This window comes from Leptothrix discophora, from assembly GCF_030705305.1.
In the GTDB taxonomy this organism is placed as follows: Bacteria; Pseudomonadota; Gammaproteobacteria; order Burkholderiales; family Burkholderiaceae_C; genus Sphaerotilus; species Sphaerotilus discophorus.
In genome coordinates, this window is the sequence record NZ_JAUZEE010000008.1 from 142169 (window position 1) to 160257 (window position 18089).

Sequence of the window (18089 nt, forward strand, 5' to 3'; positions counted from 1 at the left end):
GATGGGGCTGCGTGTGAGAATTCCGCGCTGAACACACGGAGCTTCCCGATGACCGACGCGACCCCCAGCCTGCCCCGCCACGACCAGAACCTGATCTGGATCGACATGGAGATGACCGGGCTCGATCCCATGACCGACCGCGTGATCGAGATCGCGGTGGTCGTGACGGACGCCCAGCTGCAGGTGCGCATCGAAGGCCCGGTGATCGCGGTCCACCAGGGCGATGCGGTGCTCGACGGCATGGACGCCTGGAACCGCGGCACCCACGGCAAGAGCGGCCTGACCGAGCGCGTCAAGGCATCGACCATCGACGAGGCGGCGGCCGAGGCGCAGGTGATCGAGTTCCTGAAGGGCTACGTCGGCGCGCGCATCTCGCCGATGTGCGGCAACAGCATCTGCCAGGACCGCCGCTTCCTCGCCAACTACATGCCCAAGCTGGAAGCCTTCTTCCACTACCGCAACCTCGACGTCTCGACGCTCAAGGAGCTGGGCAAGCGCTGGAAGCCGGAGATCATGGACGGCTTCAAGAAGCACCAGAAGCACACGGCGCTGGCCGACATCCACGAGTCGATCGACGAGTTGCTCTACTACCGCGAGCACCTCCTGAAGATCTGAACGATGCGCCCGTCCGGGCGCATCGCTTGATCAGTGGCCGCCGCCGAGATAGGCGGCCCTGACAGCGGGATCGTCGCGCAGCTGCGCGGCGGGGCCGTGCACCGAGATGCGGCCGTTCTCCAGCACGTAGCCGTAGTCCGCCACCGCCAGCGCGGCGGCGGCGAACTGTTCGACCAGCAGCATCGTCACGCCCTGTTCCTTCAGGCGGCCGATGATCTTGAAGACCTCCTCGACCAGGATGGGCGCGAGGCCCATCGACGGCTCGTCGAGCAGCACCACCTCCGGGTTGAGCATCACCGCGCGGGCCATCGCGAGCATCTGCTGCTCGCCGCCCGACAGCGTGCCGGCCAGCTGGGTGCGGCGTTCCTTCAGGCGCGGGAACAGCTCCATCGCGCGCTCCAGGTCACCGGCCACGTCGCCCTTCGGACGGCTGCCGGTCAGGCGCGGGAAGGCGCCCAGCAGCAGGTTGTCGGCCACGCTCATGGTGGCGAACACGCGACGGCCTTCCGGCGAGTGCGCCAGGCCACGCTTGGCGATGTGGAAGGGCTCCAGCCCGGCGATGCGCTCGCCGTTCAGGCGGATGTCGCCGGCGCTGGGCGCGATCATCCCGGAGATGGCGCGCATGGTCGTGGTCTTGCCCGCGCCATTCGAGCCGATCAGCGTGATGACCTGGCCCTTGGGCACCTCGATCGAGATGCCGTGCAGCACCTCGACCTTGCCGTAGCCGGCGTGCAGGTTTTCGATCGTGAGCATGTGGATCCTCTTGATCTTCTGATGGATTAGGCCGCTTCGCCGCCGAGATAGGCTTCGATGACCTTGGGATCCGCTTGCACGGCTGCCGGCGCGCCTTCGGCGATCTTCTGGCCGAAGTCCAGCACGGTGACCGTGTCGCAGATCGACATGACGACGTCCATGTGGTGCTCGATCAGGATCACGGTGATGCCGTGCTCGCGGATCTTGCCGATGATGGCCACGAGCTCCTTGATGTCGGGCGCGGTCAGGCCGGCGGCCGGCTCGTCGAGCAGCAGCAGCTGCGGGTCGAGCGCCAGCGCGCGGGCGATCTCCAGCAGGCGTTGCTGGCCGTAGGGCAGGTTGCGGGCCTCCTCGTGCGCCAGGTCGGCCAGGCCGACGAAGCGCAGCAGCGCCATGCCGCGCGCGGTCGCCGCGTCATGCTCCCGGCGGTAGCGCGGCGTGTGCAGCGCGACGTCGGCGAAGTGGCTGTCGAAGGTGTGGTGCAGGCCGACCATCACGTTGTGCAGTGCCGTCATCTCGCCGAACAGCTGCACGTTCTGGAAGGTCCGCGCGATGCCCGACAGCGCGATGTCCGACGGCGTGCGGCCATTGACCGCGCGACCGGCGAAGGCGATCGCGCCGGCGGTCGGCACGTAGATGCCGGTCAGCACGTTCATCATCGTGCTCTTGCCCGAGCCGTTCGGGCCGATCAGGCCGTGCACCGTGCCGCGGCGCACCTTCAGGTCGACCTGGTTGAGCGCCTTCAGGCCGCCGAACTGCATCAGCACCTGGTCAGCCACCAGCAGGTCCGCACCCTGGGCGACGCTGCCGTCGTTGGCGGCGCGCGAGACCGCGGCCGAGCCGCTGCCCTGGGCGGCGGCCATCTCGTCGGCATCGTCGTCGACCGCTGCGGTGGGCTTGCCCAGCGCACCGCGCACGAAGCCGACGATGCCGTCCTGCAGGTAGTACACGACGAACAGCGTGATGACGCCGAAGACCGACAGGCGCCAGTCGGTCATCGACTGCAGCACGAAGGACACCGCCGCCAGCGCGATCGAGCCGATCACCGGCACGGCCACGCGTTGCGGCGTGCTGCGCTTGCGGGCCAGCAGCACGGCCGCGCCAGCGGTCATGCCGAGGGCCAGCAGCACCGCGCCGATGCGGAACAGCGCCAGGTCGTCCAGCAGCTTGGGCAGCAGCACGATGATGGTCGCGCCCAGCAGCGAGCCGATGCGGCTCTTGCGACCGCCCATGATCACGGCCAGCAGGAACAGCACGGTCAACTCGAAGTTGTAGGTGTTCGGGCTGATGTACTGCTCGGAGTAGGCGTAGAGCGCGCCGGCCAGGCCGGCCAGCGCGGCGCTGACCACGAAGGCGTAGACCTTGTAGCGGTAGACCGAGACGCCCATGCAGTCGGACGCCACCGGGCTGCCACGCAGCGCCTCGAAGGCCCGGCCGAGGTGCGAGCGCAGCACCCGGTGAACGACCACCAGCGAGGCGATCAGCACCGCGCCGACGACCCAGAAGAACTCGTGTTCATCGAGCTTGTGGCCCATCAGCAGGGGCTTGCCGACCTTGATGCCCATGGGGCCCGCGGTCAGGAAGTCCATCTCGTTGATCAGGATCTGCAGGATGGTGCCGAAGGCCAGCGTGACCATCGCCAGGTAGGGGCCGGTCACGCGCAGCGCCGGCAGCGCCAGCATCGCGCCGAACACCGCCGTCACCGCGATGGCGGCCGGCAGCGTCAGCCAGATCGGCGCGCCGTAGTGCATCACCAGCACGCCGGCGGTGTAGGCGCCGACGCCGAACAGGCCGGCATGGCCCAGCGACACCTGGCCGGTGTAGCCGACCACGATGTCCAGGCCGAACAGCACGATGGCGTAGATCAGGATGGTCTCGACCAGGTGCAGGTAGTACGGGTTGCCGAAGGCAGCCGGCAGGGCCGCCAGCAGCAGTGCGCCGGCAGCGCCCAGCACCAGCGGGTGGCGCCACACGGCCGGACCCTTGCGGGCCGCCGGGATGCCGCTGCTCATCACGTTCGTCTTGTTGTTCATGGCGTCAGACCTTCTTGATCGCGGCCTTGCCGAACAGGCCGGCCGGCTTCCAGGCCAGCACGATCAGCAGCAGGACCAGGCCCGGCACATCCTTGTAGCCGGTCGAGATGTAGAAGCCGGTGGCGGTCTCGGCGATGCCCAGGATCAGGCCGCCGACGACGATGCCCATGCCGCTGGTCAGGCCGCCGATGATGGCCACCGCGAAGGCCTTCAGGCCCAGCACCGCGCCCATCGTGGCGCCGGTGAGCGTCAGCGGCGCGATCAGCACGCCGGCGAAGGCGGCGGTCAGCGACGACAGCGCATACGAGAAGGTGATGACCAGGCCGGTGTTGATGCCCATGAGCTTGGCGGCCTCGCGGTCGTTGAAGGTCGCGACCACCGCACGGCCGTAGATCGAGCGGCGGTTGAACAGCTCGACGGCCAGCATCAGCGCGAGCGCGCCGCCGACCACCAGGATCTCCATGGGCAGCACGTTCGCGCCCAGGAAGTGCAACGGAGCTTCGGGCAGCGGCGACGGGAACTTGATGTCGTCGCGGCCCCAGACGTTCTCGGCCACATTCTTGAAGATGATGCCCAGCGCGATGGTGGACATGATCCAGCCGAACTCGCTCTTGATCTTGATGGCCGGACGCACGCCGATGCGCTCGACGACCGCGCCCTGCAGCGCGCCGAACAGGCACACCAGCGGCAGCATCAGCCAGTAGTTCAGGCCCAGCGTGACGAGGGTCAGGCCGACCAGCGCGCCGAGCATCAGCGCGTCGCCCTGGCCGAAGTTGAGGGTGTCCGAGGTCGCGAAGGTCAGCTGGTAGCCGAACGCGATGACGGCGTAGATCATGCCCAGCGCGATGCCGCTGAACACGAGTTGGGTGAGGATCTGCATGCAAGCCTCTGCGAGGGTCAGGTGCGACGCAGCCGCGTCCCGTGGGAGACGCGGCCGTGCGGTGGTCCGGAAGGGGCGCGGCCGGGGACTGCGCGCGGCAGGCCCGGCCGTCCGGTCACTTCTTCTTCTGGACCTGCAGGGCGCCCTTGGCGTTGGCGTCCTTCACGCGCACCTCGGAGGCCTTCTTGGCGTCCTCGGCATAGGCGTAGACCACGCGCGCGCCCTTGACCTCGCCGAACACGGGGATGTTGGCCGTGATGGCCTCGTGGTCGGTGGCGCTGAAGGGCTTGTTGTAGGTCGTCACGACGCCGTCGACCGGCGCCTTCAGGTCTTCCAGCGCGGCCTTGATCTTCGGGCCTTCGGTGGAGCCGGCCTGCTTGATCGCGGCGGCCAGCAGGTAGACCGAGTCATAGCCCTGGGCGGCCGACACCGGCGAGTCGATGCGGGCGTTCTTCGGGTTGAAGGTCTTCAGGTAGCTGATGATGAAGCTCTGGCGCTTGGGCGTCGTCGGCTCCTGGATGAAGGTCTGCGGCATGCGCGCGCCTTCGCCGCCGGGGCCGGCGTTGTCGATGAAGTTGGCCATCGACAGGGTCCAGCTGCCGACCATCGGCACCTTCCAGCCCAGCTTGGTCATGCCGTTGGCGATCTGGGCCAGCTCGGGGCCGATCGCGTAGGTCAGGATCGCCTCGGCGCCGGCTTCCTTGGCCTTGAGCAGCTGGGGCGTCATGTCGACGTCCTTGATGTTGAACTTCTCGACCGCGACCGGCTTGATGCCCTTCTGGTCGAGCGCCTTCTCCAGGTCGGCGCGGCCGAGCTGGCCGTAGTTGGTGCTGTCGGCCAGGATGGCGACCTTCTTGAAGCCGCGGCGGGCGATCGCCTCGTCCACGATCATCGGCGCCTGGATGCTGTCGTGGGCGGCGTTGCGGAAGACGTAGTTCTCGGGCTGGTCGTCGAACTGGTGCGTGACGATGGAGCCGGTGGCGACGTTGTTCAGCACCGGGATCTTGGCTTCCTGGAAGAAGCGCTGCGAGGCCAGGGCCACGCCGGTGTTGATGTAGCCGACGACGGCGACGACCTTCTCCTTGTTGATCAGCTCCTGGGCGATCTGCACGCCGCGCTCGTTTTTGGCCTCGTCGTCGCGCTCGACCAGCTGCAGCGGGCGACCCAGCACGCCGCCGGCCTTGTTGATCTCCTCGGTGGCCAGGCGCACGCCGTCGCGCATGCTCACGCCCATCGACGAGGAGCCGCCGGTGAAGGGGCCGTCCACGCCGATCTTGATCGGGTCGGCGGCTTGGGCGGACAGGGCGGCAAGGCCCAGCGTCAGGGCGGCGGCCAGGGTGTTCAGGGTGGTCTTCATCGGTGTCTCCTCAGGGGCGGGCGGGACAGCCCAGGCCGCCGGGTCGGCGTGCGCAAGGCTGGACAGGAACACCGATGGTGCCCAGCGTTGCCCTGGACAACTTCCGTCGCACTACGCAGCGCGGGTCCGTTCCTTCACGTACGCGCCGACCCGAAGATCGGAAACCCGCAGTCGGGATGTCGCCTGCGCGACGCTGCCCGTCGCCCGATCAGCCGCCCGGGCCGCTGCCGCGCACGCCCGTGTGCTCCACCGCATAGCGGATCAGCTCGGCCTGGCCGGCCAGATCGAGCTTGCGGCGGATGTTCTGGCGGTGCGTCTCGACGGTGCGCACGCCGATGTCCAGCGTGCGGGCGATCTGCTTGCTGGACTGGCCCTGGCCCAGCAGCACGAGGATCTGCTGCTCGCGCTCGGACAACGCGACGCGGGCGGCAGGCAGGCGGAACAGCCGCTGCGCCAGCACCGGGCTCAGGAAGGTGCCGCCGGCGCTGACGGTGCGGATGGCCGCGACGATCTCGCTCGACGGCGAGTCCTTGAGCACGTAGCCGCGCGCCCCGGCGGCCAGCGCGCGCTGCACGTACTCGGTGCCGTCGTGCATGGTCAGCATCAGCACGATCAGCGAGGGCTCGCGTTCGAGCAGCATCGCGGTCAGCTCGATGCCGCCGGTCTCGCGCATGCCGATGTCCATCAGCACGACCTGGGGCCGGCAGGCGGCCAGCTGCGCCAGCGCCTCGGCGGCCTGGCCGGCCTCGCCGACCACGGTGATGTCGCTCACGTTCTCGAGCCGCGCGATCAGGCCGTCGCGCACCAGCGGGTGGTCGTCGACCAGCAGGACGCGGATCGGCTCGGCGGGTGCGCCAGGGCCCGCTGGCTGGCGGGCTTCGCTGGGGGTCGGGGATGCGGGCTGGGGCGAGGACATGGCGCGCATGCTAGTGCGGCCTCGCTGCGGCGATCAGCGGGTCAACCTCAGGCCGCGGTCAGGCCGCGCTCAGTCCGCGCTCAGTCCGCGCTCAGGCCAGTCGGCGCAGCGCGTCGACCGGCACGGTCACGCGCACGAGGGTGCCGGCCTGCAGGTGCGAGACCAGCGCGAAGCTCGCGCCGATGGCATCGGCGCGTTCGCGCATGTTGCGCAGGCCGATGCCTCGGCGCGGATGCTGCGCGACGGCGGCGCTGTCGAAGCCCTGGCCGTCGTCGCTCACGACCAGCGTCAGGCCGTGGGTCTCGTCGCGTTCGAGGGTGATGCGGACCTGGCTGGCGCGGGCATGCCGCAGCACGTTGATCAGCGCCTCCTGGCTGATCCGGAACAGCGTGGTCTTGATCACCTCGGGCAGGTCGGGCGAGGTCTCCGGCGCGACCAGCTCGAAGCGCAGGCCGGCGGTCTCGCACATCTCCGCGCCCAGTTCGCGCAGCGCGGTCGACAGGCCCAGCGTGTCCAGCGCGACCGGACGCAGCCGGTGCGAGATGTGGCGCATGTCGGTCAGCGCCTCGTTGACCCTTGCCAGCGCACGCTGCAGCAGCGGCTGGCTGCTGCCTTCGGTCGTCAGGCGTTCGAGCGCCGACTCGGTCAGCAGCTTGGCCGAGACCAGCTTCTGGCTGGTGCCGTCGTGCAGCTCGCGCGACAGCCAGGCGCGTTCCTCTTCCTGGGTGCTGACGACCTGCCGGGCCAGCAGCGTGAGCTTGGCATCGGCCGCGCGCAGCTCGCTCAGGCCGATCAGCAGCACGCTCAGCAGGATGATGACGATCGAGCCGACGGCGGCCACCGCGATCCAGCGCACCGAGGTGTCGACGTTGGCGTTGAGCTGGCGTTCGAGCTGGCTGGTGACGCGTTCGAGGTCATCGGTGTAGATGCCGGTGCCGAACATCCAGTGCCAGCGCTCGAACGAGGTCACGTAGGCCAGCTTGGGCGCCAGCACGCGGGTCGAGGGCTTGTTCCAGGAATAGGCCACGAAGCCGCCGCCCTGCCGGGCCTTGTCGATCATGTCGCTGATGACGCGCACGCCCTGCGGGTCGCGCAGGTCGATCAGGTTGCGCCCGACCAGGTCCGGCTGGCGCGGGTGCATCAGGTTGACGCCGTCGTAGTTGTAGAGGAAGAAGTAGCCGTCCGGACCGTAGTCGAGCTGGGACAGCCGGCGCTTGGCCTCCAGCAGGATCTCAGGGTCGTTGCGGCCGGTGTTGTAGAGCGGGCTGATGGTGCTCAGCGCCAGCGCCGTGTAGTGGCGCAGCTCGTTCTCGGCGGCCAGCGTGTAGGAGGCCCGCACCAGCGCCTCCTGGCGCTCCGCCAGGTCCTGCTGCTGCTGGCGCAGCACATGGGCGATCAGGCCGAGCGACAGCAGCAGCGGCGTCAGCGAGACGAGCAGCAGCTTGCCGCGCAGCCTCATCGCCATGTTCAGCCCCGCCGCGCGTCGGCGACCTTCTGCAGCAGCTCCATCAGGATGGCGCGCTCGCCGGGCGTCAGCACGTCGCGCAGTTCCATCTCCAGCAGCACCGCCTGCTCGCTGCCACGGCGGGCCAGCGCGGCGCCTTCCCCGGTCAGCAGCACGTGCTGCGAACGGCCGTCGGTGTCGCTGCGCACCCGGGTGATCAGGCCGCGTTCCTGCAGCCGGTCGAGCAGGATGGTCAGCTTCGGCGCCGTCAGCACCAGGCTCTGGGCCAGCTGCTTGGGCGTGACCTGCGAGTTGGCCTGCAGCATCTGCAGCAGCGTGTACTCGACCGGGCGCAGGTCCATCGGGTCACCGACGTGCTGCATGAACAGCGCATGGGTCGTGATCTGCGCCTGCACGACGCGGTAGCCGAGGATGTCGGCCAGCGCGCCTTCGGCCAGGCCGCGGCGGTGGGAGTGGGACTTCTTGGTGGACGGCACGGCAGCGACTTCGTTGGATGCGGGGGCGGCCGCGCCGGGCGCGGCGACCTCCGTTGCCGGCGCGATCAGCATCGCAGCCACGGCAGCGGGCGTTGCCATTGTTGCAGCCGCGACCAGCGCGTGGCCTGCGCGTCCATCAGCCAGGTGCAGCCGAAACGCGCCAGCTCGCGCTTGCGCGCGCTCACCGCCGCATCCGGATGCCGCTCGGCGCAGCGTGCGCTGCGCAGCCAGGCCCAGCACAGCAGGGTCCAGCCGACAGCGGCCAGCGCGTCGTCGGCGACCGCCAGCACCGCGTCCGGGCCGTGGGCGCGGGCGGCCTGCAGATGGCCGCCGGCCTCGGCCAGCGCATCGACCTGGCGCTGCAGCGCGGCGGCCTCGACGGCCAGCTCGGGCCGGTCGGCTGCGGCGGTGACCTCCGCGCGCAGCTCGTCCAGCAGCGCGTCCATGCGGCGCGGCGTGTCCAGCCACTTGCGCATCACCAGGTCGATCGCCTGGATCTCGTTGGTGCCCTCGTAGATCATGGCGATGCGGCTGTCGCGCACGATCTGCTCGATGCCGTACTCGTGCACGTAGCCGTAGCCGCCCAGCACGCCCAGCGCCTCGTCCGCGCCGCGGTGGCCCAGGTCGGTCAGGAAGGCCTTGGCCACCGGCGTCAGCAGGGCGACCAGGTCACCGGCGCGCTGGCGCCGGTCGGCGTCCGGATGCTGTTCGGACGCGTCGAGCAGCACGCCGATCCAGCCGGCCACCACCCGAGCGCCCTCGGTCTGCGCCTGCAGGCCCAGCAGGATGCGGCGCATCGCCGGGTGCCAGGCGATCGGGTCGGCGCCGCTGGCCGGCCCGGCATCGTCCGGCCGGGCCGGCGCGCGCAACTGGACCCGTTCGCGGGCGTAGGCCAGCGCCTTCTGCGTGGCCGCCTCCAGGTGCGCCAGGCCCTGCATCGCGACGTGCAGCCGGGCCGAGTTCATCATCAGGAACATCGCGCCCAGGCCGGCACCGGGCTGGCCCAGCAGCCAGCCTTCGGCCTGCTCGAAGCGCATCTGGCTGGTGGCGCTGCCGTGGATGCCCATCTTGTGCTCGATGCCGTCGCAGTGGGCCGCGTTGCGCCGGCCCAGCCCGCCGTGTGCGTCCGGCAGCCACTTGGGCACCAGGAACAGGCTCAGCCCGCGCGTGCCGGCCGGCGCGCCGGGCAGCCGGGCCAGCACCAGGTGGACGATGTTGGCGCTCATGTCCTGGTCGCCGCCGGAGATGAAGATCTTGTTGCCGCTGATGCGCACCGGCGCGCCGTTGGCCAGCGGCTGGCCCTCGGGCGGCGGCTCGACCGGCTCGGCGCGGGTGCGGATCAGGCCCAGGTCGGAGCCGGCCTGCGGCTCGGTCAGGTTCATCGTCGCCAGCCACTCGCCGCTGACGACCTTGGCGAGGTAGCGCTCGCGCAGCTCGGGCGTGGCGGTGGCCTTGATCGCCTCGTAGGCGCCGTGCAGCAGGCCGGGATACATGGTCCAGGCGTGGTTGGCGCCGACCAGCATCTCGAACATCGCCGCGTTCAGCAGCTGCGGCAGGCCCTGGCCGCCGACGTCCGGATCGCAGGCCAGCGCCGGCCAGCCGCCGTCGACAAAGGCCTGCCAGGCCGCCGGGTAGCCGTCGGGCGTGCGCACCGTGCCGCCGCCGTCGGGGCTCCAGCGGCAGCCCTGACGGTCGCCGGGGCCGTTGAGTGGCGCCAGCACATCGGCGGCGAAGCGGCCGGCCTGGGCCAGCACCTCGGCGGCGGTCTCGCCGTCCAGGTCGGCGAAGGCGGGCAGCTCGCGCCAGGAGGCGGGCGCGTCGACCACGTGTTCGATGACGAAGCGCCAGTCGTCCAGCGGCGGGGTGTAGGAGCTCATCGGTCAACCTTTCGACGGGCCATGCCGCAGCCGGCCCGGTTCGGCACCGGGCGGCGGGCAGGGCAGGAAAACGTTCGGGTGCGCAAGCGGCTCAGGCCGCCTTCTTCTGCGCACCCAGGTAGGTCTCGATCACGCGCGGGTCGCCGGCGAGTTCGGCGGCCGGACCTTCCAGCGCGATCGCGCCGGTCTCCAGCACGTAGGCATGGTCGGCGACCTCCAGCGCGGCGCGGGCGTTCTGCTCGATCAGCAGGATGCTCACGCCGGTCGACTTCAGCGTCGAGATGATGCGGAAGATCTCCCGCACGATCAGCGGCGCGAGGCCGAGGCTGGGCTCGTCGAGCATCAGCAGCTTCGGGCCGCTCATCAGCGCGCGGCCGACCGCCAGCATCTGGCGCTCGCCGCCCGAGAGCGTCCCGGCCAGCTGCACGCGGCGTTCCTTCAGCCGCGGGAACAGCGTGTAGACCTCGTCGAGCCGGTCGCGCCAGCGCGCGTTGCCCAGCCGCATCTGGCGATAGCCGCCGAGCACCAGGTTGTCCTCGACCGCCATGGTCGAGAACAGCTCGCGTTTCTCGGGCACCAGCGCCAGGCCCATCATGACGCGCTCTTCCAGCGAGACATGGGCCAGGTCCTGGCCGTCGAACACGACCTTTCCGCGCGAGGGCAGCACGCCCATCAGCGCGTTCAGCGTGGTCGACTTGCCCGCGCCGTTCGGTCCGATGACGGTGACGACCTGCCCCGGCGCGATGCGCAGGTCCAGGCCGGAGAGCACCTCGGCGCGGCCGTAGCCGGCGTGCAGCCCCGTGACCTTCAACAAATCGCTCATCGCGTGGTCCTTCAATGTTCGGTGCCGAGGTAGGCGGCCCGCACGGCCGGGCTTTCCTGCACGTCCTGCGGCGTGCCCTCGATCAGCTTGGTGCCGAACTCCATCACGACGATGCGGTCGGTGAGGTTCATGACGAAGTCCATGTCGTGCTCGACCAGCAGGATGCTCATGCCCTCGGCCTTGAGCTGGCGCAGCACCTCGGCCAGCGCCTGCTTCTCCTTGTGGCGCAGGCCGGCGGCGGGCTCGTCGAGCAGCAGCAGCGCCGGGTCGGTGCACAGCGCGCGGGCAATCTCCATCAGGCGGGCCGGACCGAGCGCGAGGTTGCCGGCCAGCTCGTGCATCTGGCCGGCCATGCCGATGCGGGTCAGCTGGCGCTCGGCCTCGGCGAACAGGCGCTTCTCCTCGTCCCGGTCGAGCCGCAGCATGGCCGCGAAGACGCCGTGGCGGCTGCGCAGGTAACCGCCCAGCGCGACGTTCTCCAGCACCGTCATGTCCGGCAGCATCTTGACGTGCTGGAAGGTGCGCGACATGCCGCGCTCGGCGATCTCGCGCGAGCTGAGCCCGCCGACCGGCTGGCCGCGGAACACCACGTTGCCGCGGGTCAGGCCCAGCACGCCGGTGATCAGGTTGAAGGTGGTGGACTTGCCCGCGCCGTTCGGGCCGATCAGGCCGATGATCTCGCCGGCCCGGATGGTGAAGCTCACGTCGTTGACCGCCACCAGGCCGCCGAACTGCTTGCGCACCGCCTGCACGTCCAGCAGCAGCTCGCCGGCGACCGGCTTGTCGCGCTCGGGCAGGGCGGCCGCGCCGTCCCAGTCGCGCTCCCGCCGGGCCGGCGGCATCCAGCGTCCGGCGACCGCGCCGAAGGCCCTGGCCAGGCCGGGGAACAGGCCCTGCGGCGCGACCTTGAGCACGACCACCAGCACGATGCCGAAGACGATGATCTCGTAGTTGCCATTGCCGCCGAACAGCCGGGGCAGGATCACCTGCAGCTGGTCCTCGACCAGCTTGACCACCGCCGCGCCGGTGAAGGCGCCCCAGACGTGGCCGACGCCGCCGAGCACCGCCATGAACAGGTATTCGATGCCCTTGTTCAGGCCGAAGGGCGACGGGTTGACGGTGCGCTGGAAGTGCGCGAACAGCCAGCCGGAGACGGCCGCCAGCACCGCCGCGATGACGAACACCAGCACCTTGTAGCGGTAGGTCGAGATGCCCATGGCCTCGGCCATGGTCACGCCACCCTTGAGCGCGCGGATGGCCCGGCCGGTGCGCGAGTCCAGCAGGTGGATCACCGCGATGGCCGCCAACAGCGCGACCAGCCAGATCAGGTAGAAGTAGCTGCGGCCGGAGGCCAGGCTGATGCCGAACAGGTTCATCGCCGGCACGCCGAGGATGCCGTCGTACTTGCCGAGGAACTCCATGTTGGACATGGCGTAGTACAGCGACAGGCCCCAGGCGATCGTGGCCAGCGGCAGGTAGTGGCCCGACATGCGCAGCGTGATCGCCGCGACCACCAGCGCCACCACGATGGTCAGGCCCACGCCGACCCACAGCGTCAGCCACGGCGACACGCCGTGGGCCGTGCTCAGGTAGGCCGAGGTGTAGGCGCCCAGGCCGACGAAGGCGGCCTGGCCGAAGGACGTCAGGCCGGACACGCCGGTCAGCAGCACCAGGCCCAGCGAGACGATCGCGTAGAGGCCGACGTAGTTGAGCTGGGTGATCCAGAACTCGGGCACCGGCAGCACCGGCAACAGCGCCAGCAGCAGGGCCAGCGTCAGGAACAGACGGTTGCGCATGAGCACCTCATTCCTCCTCGGGGTGCGGATCGCGCAGGCTGCGCCAGAGCAGCACCGGCAGGATCGCGGTGAACACGATGACTTCCTTGAAGGCACTGGCCCAGAACGAGCCGAACGATTCGAGGATGCCGACGCCGAGCGCGCCGGCCATCGCCAGCGGATAGCTCGACAGGCCGGCGAAGACGGCGGCGACGAAGCCCTTCAGGCCGATCAGGAAGCCGCTGTCGTAGAAGACCGTGGTGGTCGGCCCGATCAGCAGGCCCGACAGCGCGCCGATGAAGGCGGCCATCGTGAAGCTCAGCCGGCCCGCGCCGGTCGACGAGATGCCCATCAGCCGTGCGCCGAGGCGGTTGACCGCGGTGGCCCGCAGCGCCTTGCCACGCAGCGTGCGCTCGAAGAACAGCCACAGCAGCACGATCAGCGCGATCGTGGCCATGAAGATGATCAGCGTCTGGCCGCTCAGGGCCAGCGGGCCGAGGTTGAATCGCTCGTCCCAGAAACTCGGGTTGCGGAAGCCTTCGGCGCCGAAGAACAGCAGGCCCAGGCCGGTCATCGCGAAGTGCACGCCCACCGAGATGATCAGCAGCACCAGCACCGTCGCGTCGGCCAGCGACTCGTAGGCCAGGCGGTAGAGCAGACCGCCCATCGGCGTGACGATCACCAGCGACAGCAGCGCCTGCACCACCAGCGGGAACTGGCGCGGGGCGGCCCAGGCGGCGACCAGCGCGATGGCGATCGGCCAGGCCAGCGTCGTCAGCGCCTGGCGTGCCAGCCGTGCGGCGCCGACGTGGTTGCGCCAGCCCTGCACAGACTCCAGCACGGCGGCGGTGGCGGCCATCAGCAGCAGCAGCCAGACCGTGCCGGGCGTCTGGCCGGTCTGCAGCATGGCCAGGGTCAGCGCCCCGTAGGCGACGAACTCGCCCTGCGGGATGAAGATCACCCGGGTGACGGCGAACAGCAGCACGGTGGCCATCGCCAGCAGCGCGTACACCGCGCCGTTGGTGATGCCGTCCAGCGCCAGGATGCTGGCGATCGTGAAGTCCATGAAGGCTCCGGCGGAAGAGGCCGGGCGCGCGGTCCGCCGTCAGCGACGGCCCGTGCGCCGGCCGGGGGGGTTACTCGACTTTCCAGTCGCCGTTGACGACCTTGAGGATCACGCCGGTCTCGGTCGTGTAGCCCCAGTGGTTGTCCTTGGTGTAGCTCAGCACGCCGTGGGCGACGACCGTGCGGCCCATCGTCTCGATGGCCTCGCGCAGCGCGGCCCGGAACTCCTTCGTGCCCGGCTTGCCCTTCTTCAGCGCCACCGGCACGACCTTCTGCAGCACCAGCGCGGCGTCGTAGGCATGGCCGCCGAACTGGTTGCGGCTGCCCGCGCCGTAGGCCTTCTCGTACTGGGCGATGAAGTCCAGCGCGACCTTCTTCGACGGGTGGGCGTCGGCCAGCTGGTCGGCCACGACGGCCGGGCCGGAGACCACGCAGGCACCCTCGACGTCCTTGCCGCCGACGCGCATCAGGTCACGGCTGGCGGCCGCGTGGGTCTGGTAGATCCGGCCCTTGTAGCCCCGTTCCACGACCGCCTTGTGCGGCATGGCCGCGCCGGAGCCGGAGGCCACGATCAGGATCGCGTCCGGGTTGGCGCTGACGAGCTTCAGGGCCTGGCCGGTGACCGAGGTGTCGGCCCGCGCGAAGCGCTCGACCGCCACGAACCTGATCGGCAGGCCCATCGCGGTGGCCTCGGCCTGGAAGTCCTTGAGCCAGCCTTCGCCGTAGGCATCGGTGTAGCCCAGGAAGCCGACCGTCTTGATGCCCAGCTTGTTCATGTGCTGCAGCACCGCATGCGACATCACCGCGTTGGACTGCGGCAGGCGGAAGGCCCAGCTGTCCTTGCCAGCCTGCAACGTGGCGGGCGACAGCATCAGCTGCACCGTGCCCGATTCGGCGATGGTGTCGGCCATCGCGATGGCCGCCGGCGTCGCGACCGAGCCGACCACCACGTCGACCTTGTCCTCGCTGACGAAACGCTTGGCGTTCTGCACCGCCTTGGTCGGATCGGCTGCGTCATCGAGCACGACGACGTTGAGCTTCTCCCCGGCGATGCTGGTCGGCCACAGCTTGACGCCGTTCTGCGCCGGCAGGCCCAGGCCGCTGGCCGGTCCGGTCAGCGGCAGGCTCACGCCGATCGTGATGTCGGCCTGCGCGGCTCCGACGAGTGCCATCAGGGCGGCGGCGGCGATCTGTTTGATGACCTGGGTCATGTTGTCTCCTGCGAGGTGGCGGCAATGTGCCGTGGGCGATGGCGGGGTGTCCATCAGTAGTTGTCCGACCGGTCGGTCAAAAGTGTTGACCGCCGGTCGACAGGGAAAACCGGTTCAGCGCGGCGCCATGCGCAGGGCGCCGTCGAGCCGGATCACCTCGCCATTGAGGTGGCCGTTCTCGACGATGTGGCAGGCCAGCGCGGCGAACTCTTCGGGCTGGCCCAGCCGCTTCGGAAAGGGGATGGACGCGGCCAGCGACTGCTGCACCGGCTCGGGCAGCTCGTTCATCAGCGGCGTGGCGAACAGCCCCGGCGCGACGGTGCAGACCCGGATGCCCCACTGCGCCAGATCGCGCGCCAGCGGCAGCGTCAGGCCGACCACGCCGCCCTTGGACGCCGCATAGGCTTCCTGCCCGACCTGGCCGTCGTAGGCCGCGACCGAGGCGGTGTTGACGATCACGCCGCGCTCGCCGTCGGCGGTGGCGGGTTCCTGCGCGGCCATGCGGGCGGCGGCCAGGCGGGTCACGTTGTAGGTGCCCACGAGGTTGATGCGCACCACGCGCTCGAAGTCCTCCAGCGGCGCGGGCGAGCCGTCCCTCTGGATCACCCGCTTCGCGCTGCCGATGCCGGCGATGTTCATCAGCAGGCGCGGCGCGCCCAGCGTGGCCTGCACCGCATCGAGCGCGGCCGTCACGCTGGCCGTGTCGGTGATGTCGCAGCGGCAGGCGAGCGCCGTGCCGACGCCGTGCATGTCGTTGAGTGCGCTGGCGCCGGCCTGTGCGCCGGCCTCGTTGATGTCCAGCAGCGCGACCTTCGCGCCGCGTGCGGCCAGCGCCTGCGCGACCGCCGCGCCCAGCCCGGAGCCGGCGCCGGTGACCAGCGCCACCTGTCCTTCGATCTTCATGGTGTCGTCCTTGCGTGCAGGCCCGTCAACCGCGCTGCGGCAGGATGACGAAGGGATCGGCCTCGCGGCCCTCGTGCAGTGCCTCGACCAGGGCGGCGCGGTGCTGCAGCACCGCGCGCTGGTTGATCGAGCCCTTGTCGGTCACCTCGCCCTTGTCGATCGACGGCGGCTCGGCCAGCACGTGCAGCCGGGCGACCCGGTTGGCGCTGCCGGTGCCGCTGGCCCACAGCGTGTCGGCCAGGCGCTGGAAGAAGGCCCGCACCGCCGGGTGGTGCAGCACCTCGGGTGCGGGCACGGTCGCGTCCAGGCCGGCCAGGCGGCGGCATTCGTCCAGCCGCGGGAACAGCAGCAGGCCGAGTTCATCGCGGTTCAGGCCGGTCACGACGGCGTCCTGCACGCAGGGCGCGCCAGCGGCGATGACCTTGCCACGCAGCGGGCCGACGCTGACGAAGGTGCCGGTCGAGAGCTTGAAGTCCTCGGCGATGCGGCCGTCGAAGACCAGGCCCCGCTGCGGGTCGGCGGGGTCGACGAACTTCACCGCGTCGCCGGTGCAGTAGTAGCCCTCGGCATCGAAGGCCTCGGCCGTCTGGGCCGGGTCCTTCCAGTAGCCGGGCATGACGTGGGGGCCGCGGAAGCGGACCTCGGTCTTGGCCCAGGGACCGTCGCCGATGCGGGTCAGCTTGACCTCGCAGCCCGGCGCCGGCAGGCCGATCTGGCCCGAGCGCACCGCCGTGCCCAGCGCGAACACGCAGGCCGGCGCGGTTTCGGTCATGCCCAGGCTGGTGATCATGCGCACACGCTCGCCCACGGTGGCCTCGCCGAGCGCCTCCAGCTGGTCCCAGACCGCCTGCGACAGCCCGGCACCGGCATACATGAAGAGCTGCACGCGGCGGAACATCGATGCGCGCAAGGCGGCGTCGTCCTGCATCGCGGCGGCGATTTCCTCGTAGCCCTTGGGCACGTTGAAGTAGACCGTCGGCGAGACCTCGCGCAGGTTGCGCAGCGTCTCGGCGATGCCCGCCGGCGTGGGCTTGCCCTCGTCGATGTGCAGCGTGCCGCCGTTGTAGAGCACGATGCCGACGTTGTGGTTGCCGCCGAAGGTGTGGTTCCAGGGCAGCCAGTCGACCAGCACCGGCGGCTCGTCGGCCAGGAAGGCCAGGCACTGACGGATCATCTGCTGGTTGGCGCACAGCATGCGCTGCGTGTTGATCACGCCCTTGGGCTGCTTGGTCGAGCCGGAGGTGAACAGGAACTTCGCGATGGTGTCCGGGCCGACCTGGGCATGCGCGGCCACGCCGCTCTCGCCCGGCACGGTCGCCAGCAGCGCCTCGAACGGCGTCGTGGCCCGGCCTGCGAGCGTCCCGCTGCCGAGCACGAACTCGACGCCGTCGCCCAGCAGGGCCGCGATCGTGTCGAAGGCGCGGCCATAGGCCGGGCCGCTGGCGAACACCAGCCCCGGCGTGACCATGCCGACGACGTGGCGCAGCTTGCCGTGGTCCTGCGAGACCAGCGAATAGGCGCTCGAGATCGGTGCCACCGGCACGCCGGCCCACATCGCGCCCAGCGTCAGCGTCAGGTGCTCGATGTCGTTGTCGCTCAGGATCGCCACCGGCCGATCCACGCCCAGGCCACGGTCGACCAGCGCCTGGCCGACCGCCTGGGCGCGTTGCAGCATCTGCGCGTAGCTGACGTGGTGCCAGTCGCCGCGGCTGCCGTCGGCCAGCCGCTCGCGCTGGGCCACCAGCGTGCGCCCGGGCGCCTGCGCCGCCCATTGCGCCAGCGCATCGGTCAGGCGTTCGGGGAACCTGCGCAGCGGCTCGGTCGAGCGCAGCACGGTGCTGCCGTCGGCGGCGGTCTCGACGCTGGCCTGCAGCGCGCCGCCGATACGGGCGTCGCGGTAGCGGGGGGCGGACATCGGGTGGGATGGGGCGGCGGCGGCG

15 protein-coding genes are annotated in these 18089 nt (G+C 70.4%); 1 reads left to right on the forward strand and 14 read right to left on the reverse strand.

Annotation, left to right across the window (positions count from 1 at the left end):
* The first annotated feature begins 48 nt into the window (after positions 1–48).
* The gene (orn, locus tag Q8X39_RS15325; RefSeq protein ID WP_305750549.1) at positions 49–615 is read left to right on the forward strand and encodes an oligoribonuclease; all 567 of its coding nucleotides are present in this window, start codon (positions 49–51) and stop codon (positions 613–615) included.
* 30 nt (positions 616–645) lie between these two features.
* Here the strand turns inward: orn and Q8X39_RS15330 are convergent, their stop codons facing one another.
* The 14 genes from Q8X39_RS15330 to Q8X39_RS15395 all read right to left on the reverse strand — a co-directional run bounded on the left by Q8X39_RS15330 (position 646) and on the right by Q8X39_RS15395 (position 18064).
* A complete protein-coding gene (locus tag Q8X39_RS15330) occupies positions 646–1368 on the reverse strand; it encodes an ABC transporter ATP-binding protein (protein ID WP_305750550.1) in 723 nt (240 codons plus the stop codon).
* 26 nt (positions 1369–1394) lie between these two features.
* Complete coding sequence (locus Q8X39_RS15335; protein WP_305750551.1) at positions 1395–3401, reverse strand: branched-chain amino acid ABC transporter ATP-binding protein/permease; 2007 nt, start codon at positions 3399–3401, stop codon at positions 1395–1397.
* Between the two features lie 4 nt (positions 3402–3405).
* A complete protein-coding gene (locus Q8X39_RS15340) occupies positions 3406–4281 on the reverse strand; it encodes a branched-chain amino acid ABC transporter permease (RefSeq protein WP_305750552.1) in 876 nt (291 codons plus the stop codon).
* Between the two features lie 115 nt (positions 4282–4396).
* Positions 4397–5638 (reverse strand): ABC transporter substrate-binding protein, encoded by a 1242-nt coding sequence (locus Q8X39_RS15345; protein ID WP_305750553.1) that lies wholly within the window; start codon positions 5636–5638, stop codon positions 4397–4399.
* Between the two features lie 208 nt (positions 5639–5846).
* On the reverse strand, positions 5847–6554 hold the full coding sequence (locus Q8X39_RS15350; RefSeq protein ID WP_305750554.1) for a response regulator: 708 nt from the start codon (positions 6552–6554) through the stop codon (positions 5847–5849).
* Positions 6555–6645: 91 nt separating this feature from the next.
* Complete coding sequence (locus Q8X39_RS15355; RefSeq protein WP_305750555.1) at positions 6646–8013, reverse strand: cache domain-containing protein; 1368 nt, start codon at positions 8011–8013, stop codon at positions 6646–6648.
* Positions 8014–8021: 8 nt separating this feature from the next.
* On the reverse strand, positions 8022–8567 hold the full coding sequence (locus Q8X39_RS15360) for a MarR family winged helix-turn-helix transcriptional regulator (protein ID WP_305750605.1): 546 nt from the start codon (positions 8565–8567) through the stop codon (positions 8022–8024).
* Positions 8561–10372 (reverse strand): acyl-CoA dehydrogenase family protein, encoded by a 1812-nt coding sequence (locus Q8X39_RS15365; RefSeq protein WP_305750556.1) that lies wholly within the window; start codon positions 10370–10372, stop codon positions 8561–8563. The genes Q8X39_RS15360 and Q8X39_RS15365 overlap by 7 nt, the downstream gene beginning before the upstream one ends.
* A 91-nt stretch (positions 10373–10463) precedes the next feature.
* Positions 10464–11195, reverse strand: coding sequence for an ABC transporter ATP-binding protein (locus Q8X39_RS15370; protein ID WP_305750557.1), 732 nt, complete (start codon positions 11193–11195; stop codon positions 10464–10466).
* 11 nt (positions 11196–11206) lie between these two features.
* Positions 11207–12991 carry a branched-chain amino acid ABC transporter ATP-binding protein/permease gene (locus tag Q8X39_RS15375; RefSeq protein ID WP_305750606.1) on the reverse strand — a complete coding sequence of 595 codons (1785 nt, stop codon included), beginning with the start codon at positions 12989–12991 and terminating at the stop codon, positions 11207–11209.
* A gap of 7 nt (positions 12992–12998) precedes the next feature.
* Positions 12999–14036, reverse strand: a complete 1038-nt coding sequence (locus Q8X39_RS15380; RefSeq protein WP_305750558.1) for a branched-chain amino acid ABC transporter permease — start codon at positions 14034–14036, stop codon at positions 12999–13001.
* Positions 14037–14106: 70 nt separating this feature from the next.
* Positions 14107–15246, reverse strand: a complete 1140-nt coding sequence (locus Q8X39_RS15385) for an ABC transporter substrate-binding protein (protein ID WP_305750559.1) — start codon at positions 15244–15246, stop codon at positions 14107–14109.
* 114 nt (positions 15247–15360) lie between these two features.
* On the reverse strand, positions 15361–16149 hold the full coding sequence (locus Q8X39_RS15390) for an SDR family NAD(P)-dependent oxidoreductase (protein WP_305750560.1): 789 nt from the start codon (positions 16147–16149) through the stop codon (positions 15361–15363).
* 25 nt (positions 16150–16174) lie between these two features.
* Positions 16175–18064, reverse strand: a complete 1890-nt coding sequence (locus Q8X39_RS15395; RefSeq protein ID WP_305750607.1) for a feruloyl-CoA synthase — start codon at positions 18062–18064, stop codon at positions 16175–16177.
* Between the last annotated feature and the right edge of the window lie 25 nt (positions 18065–18089).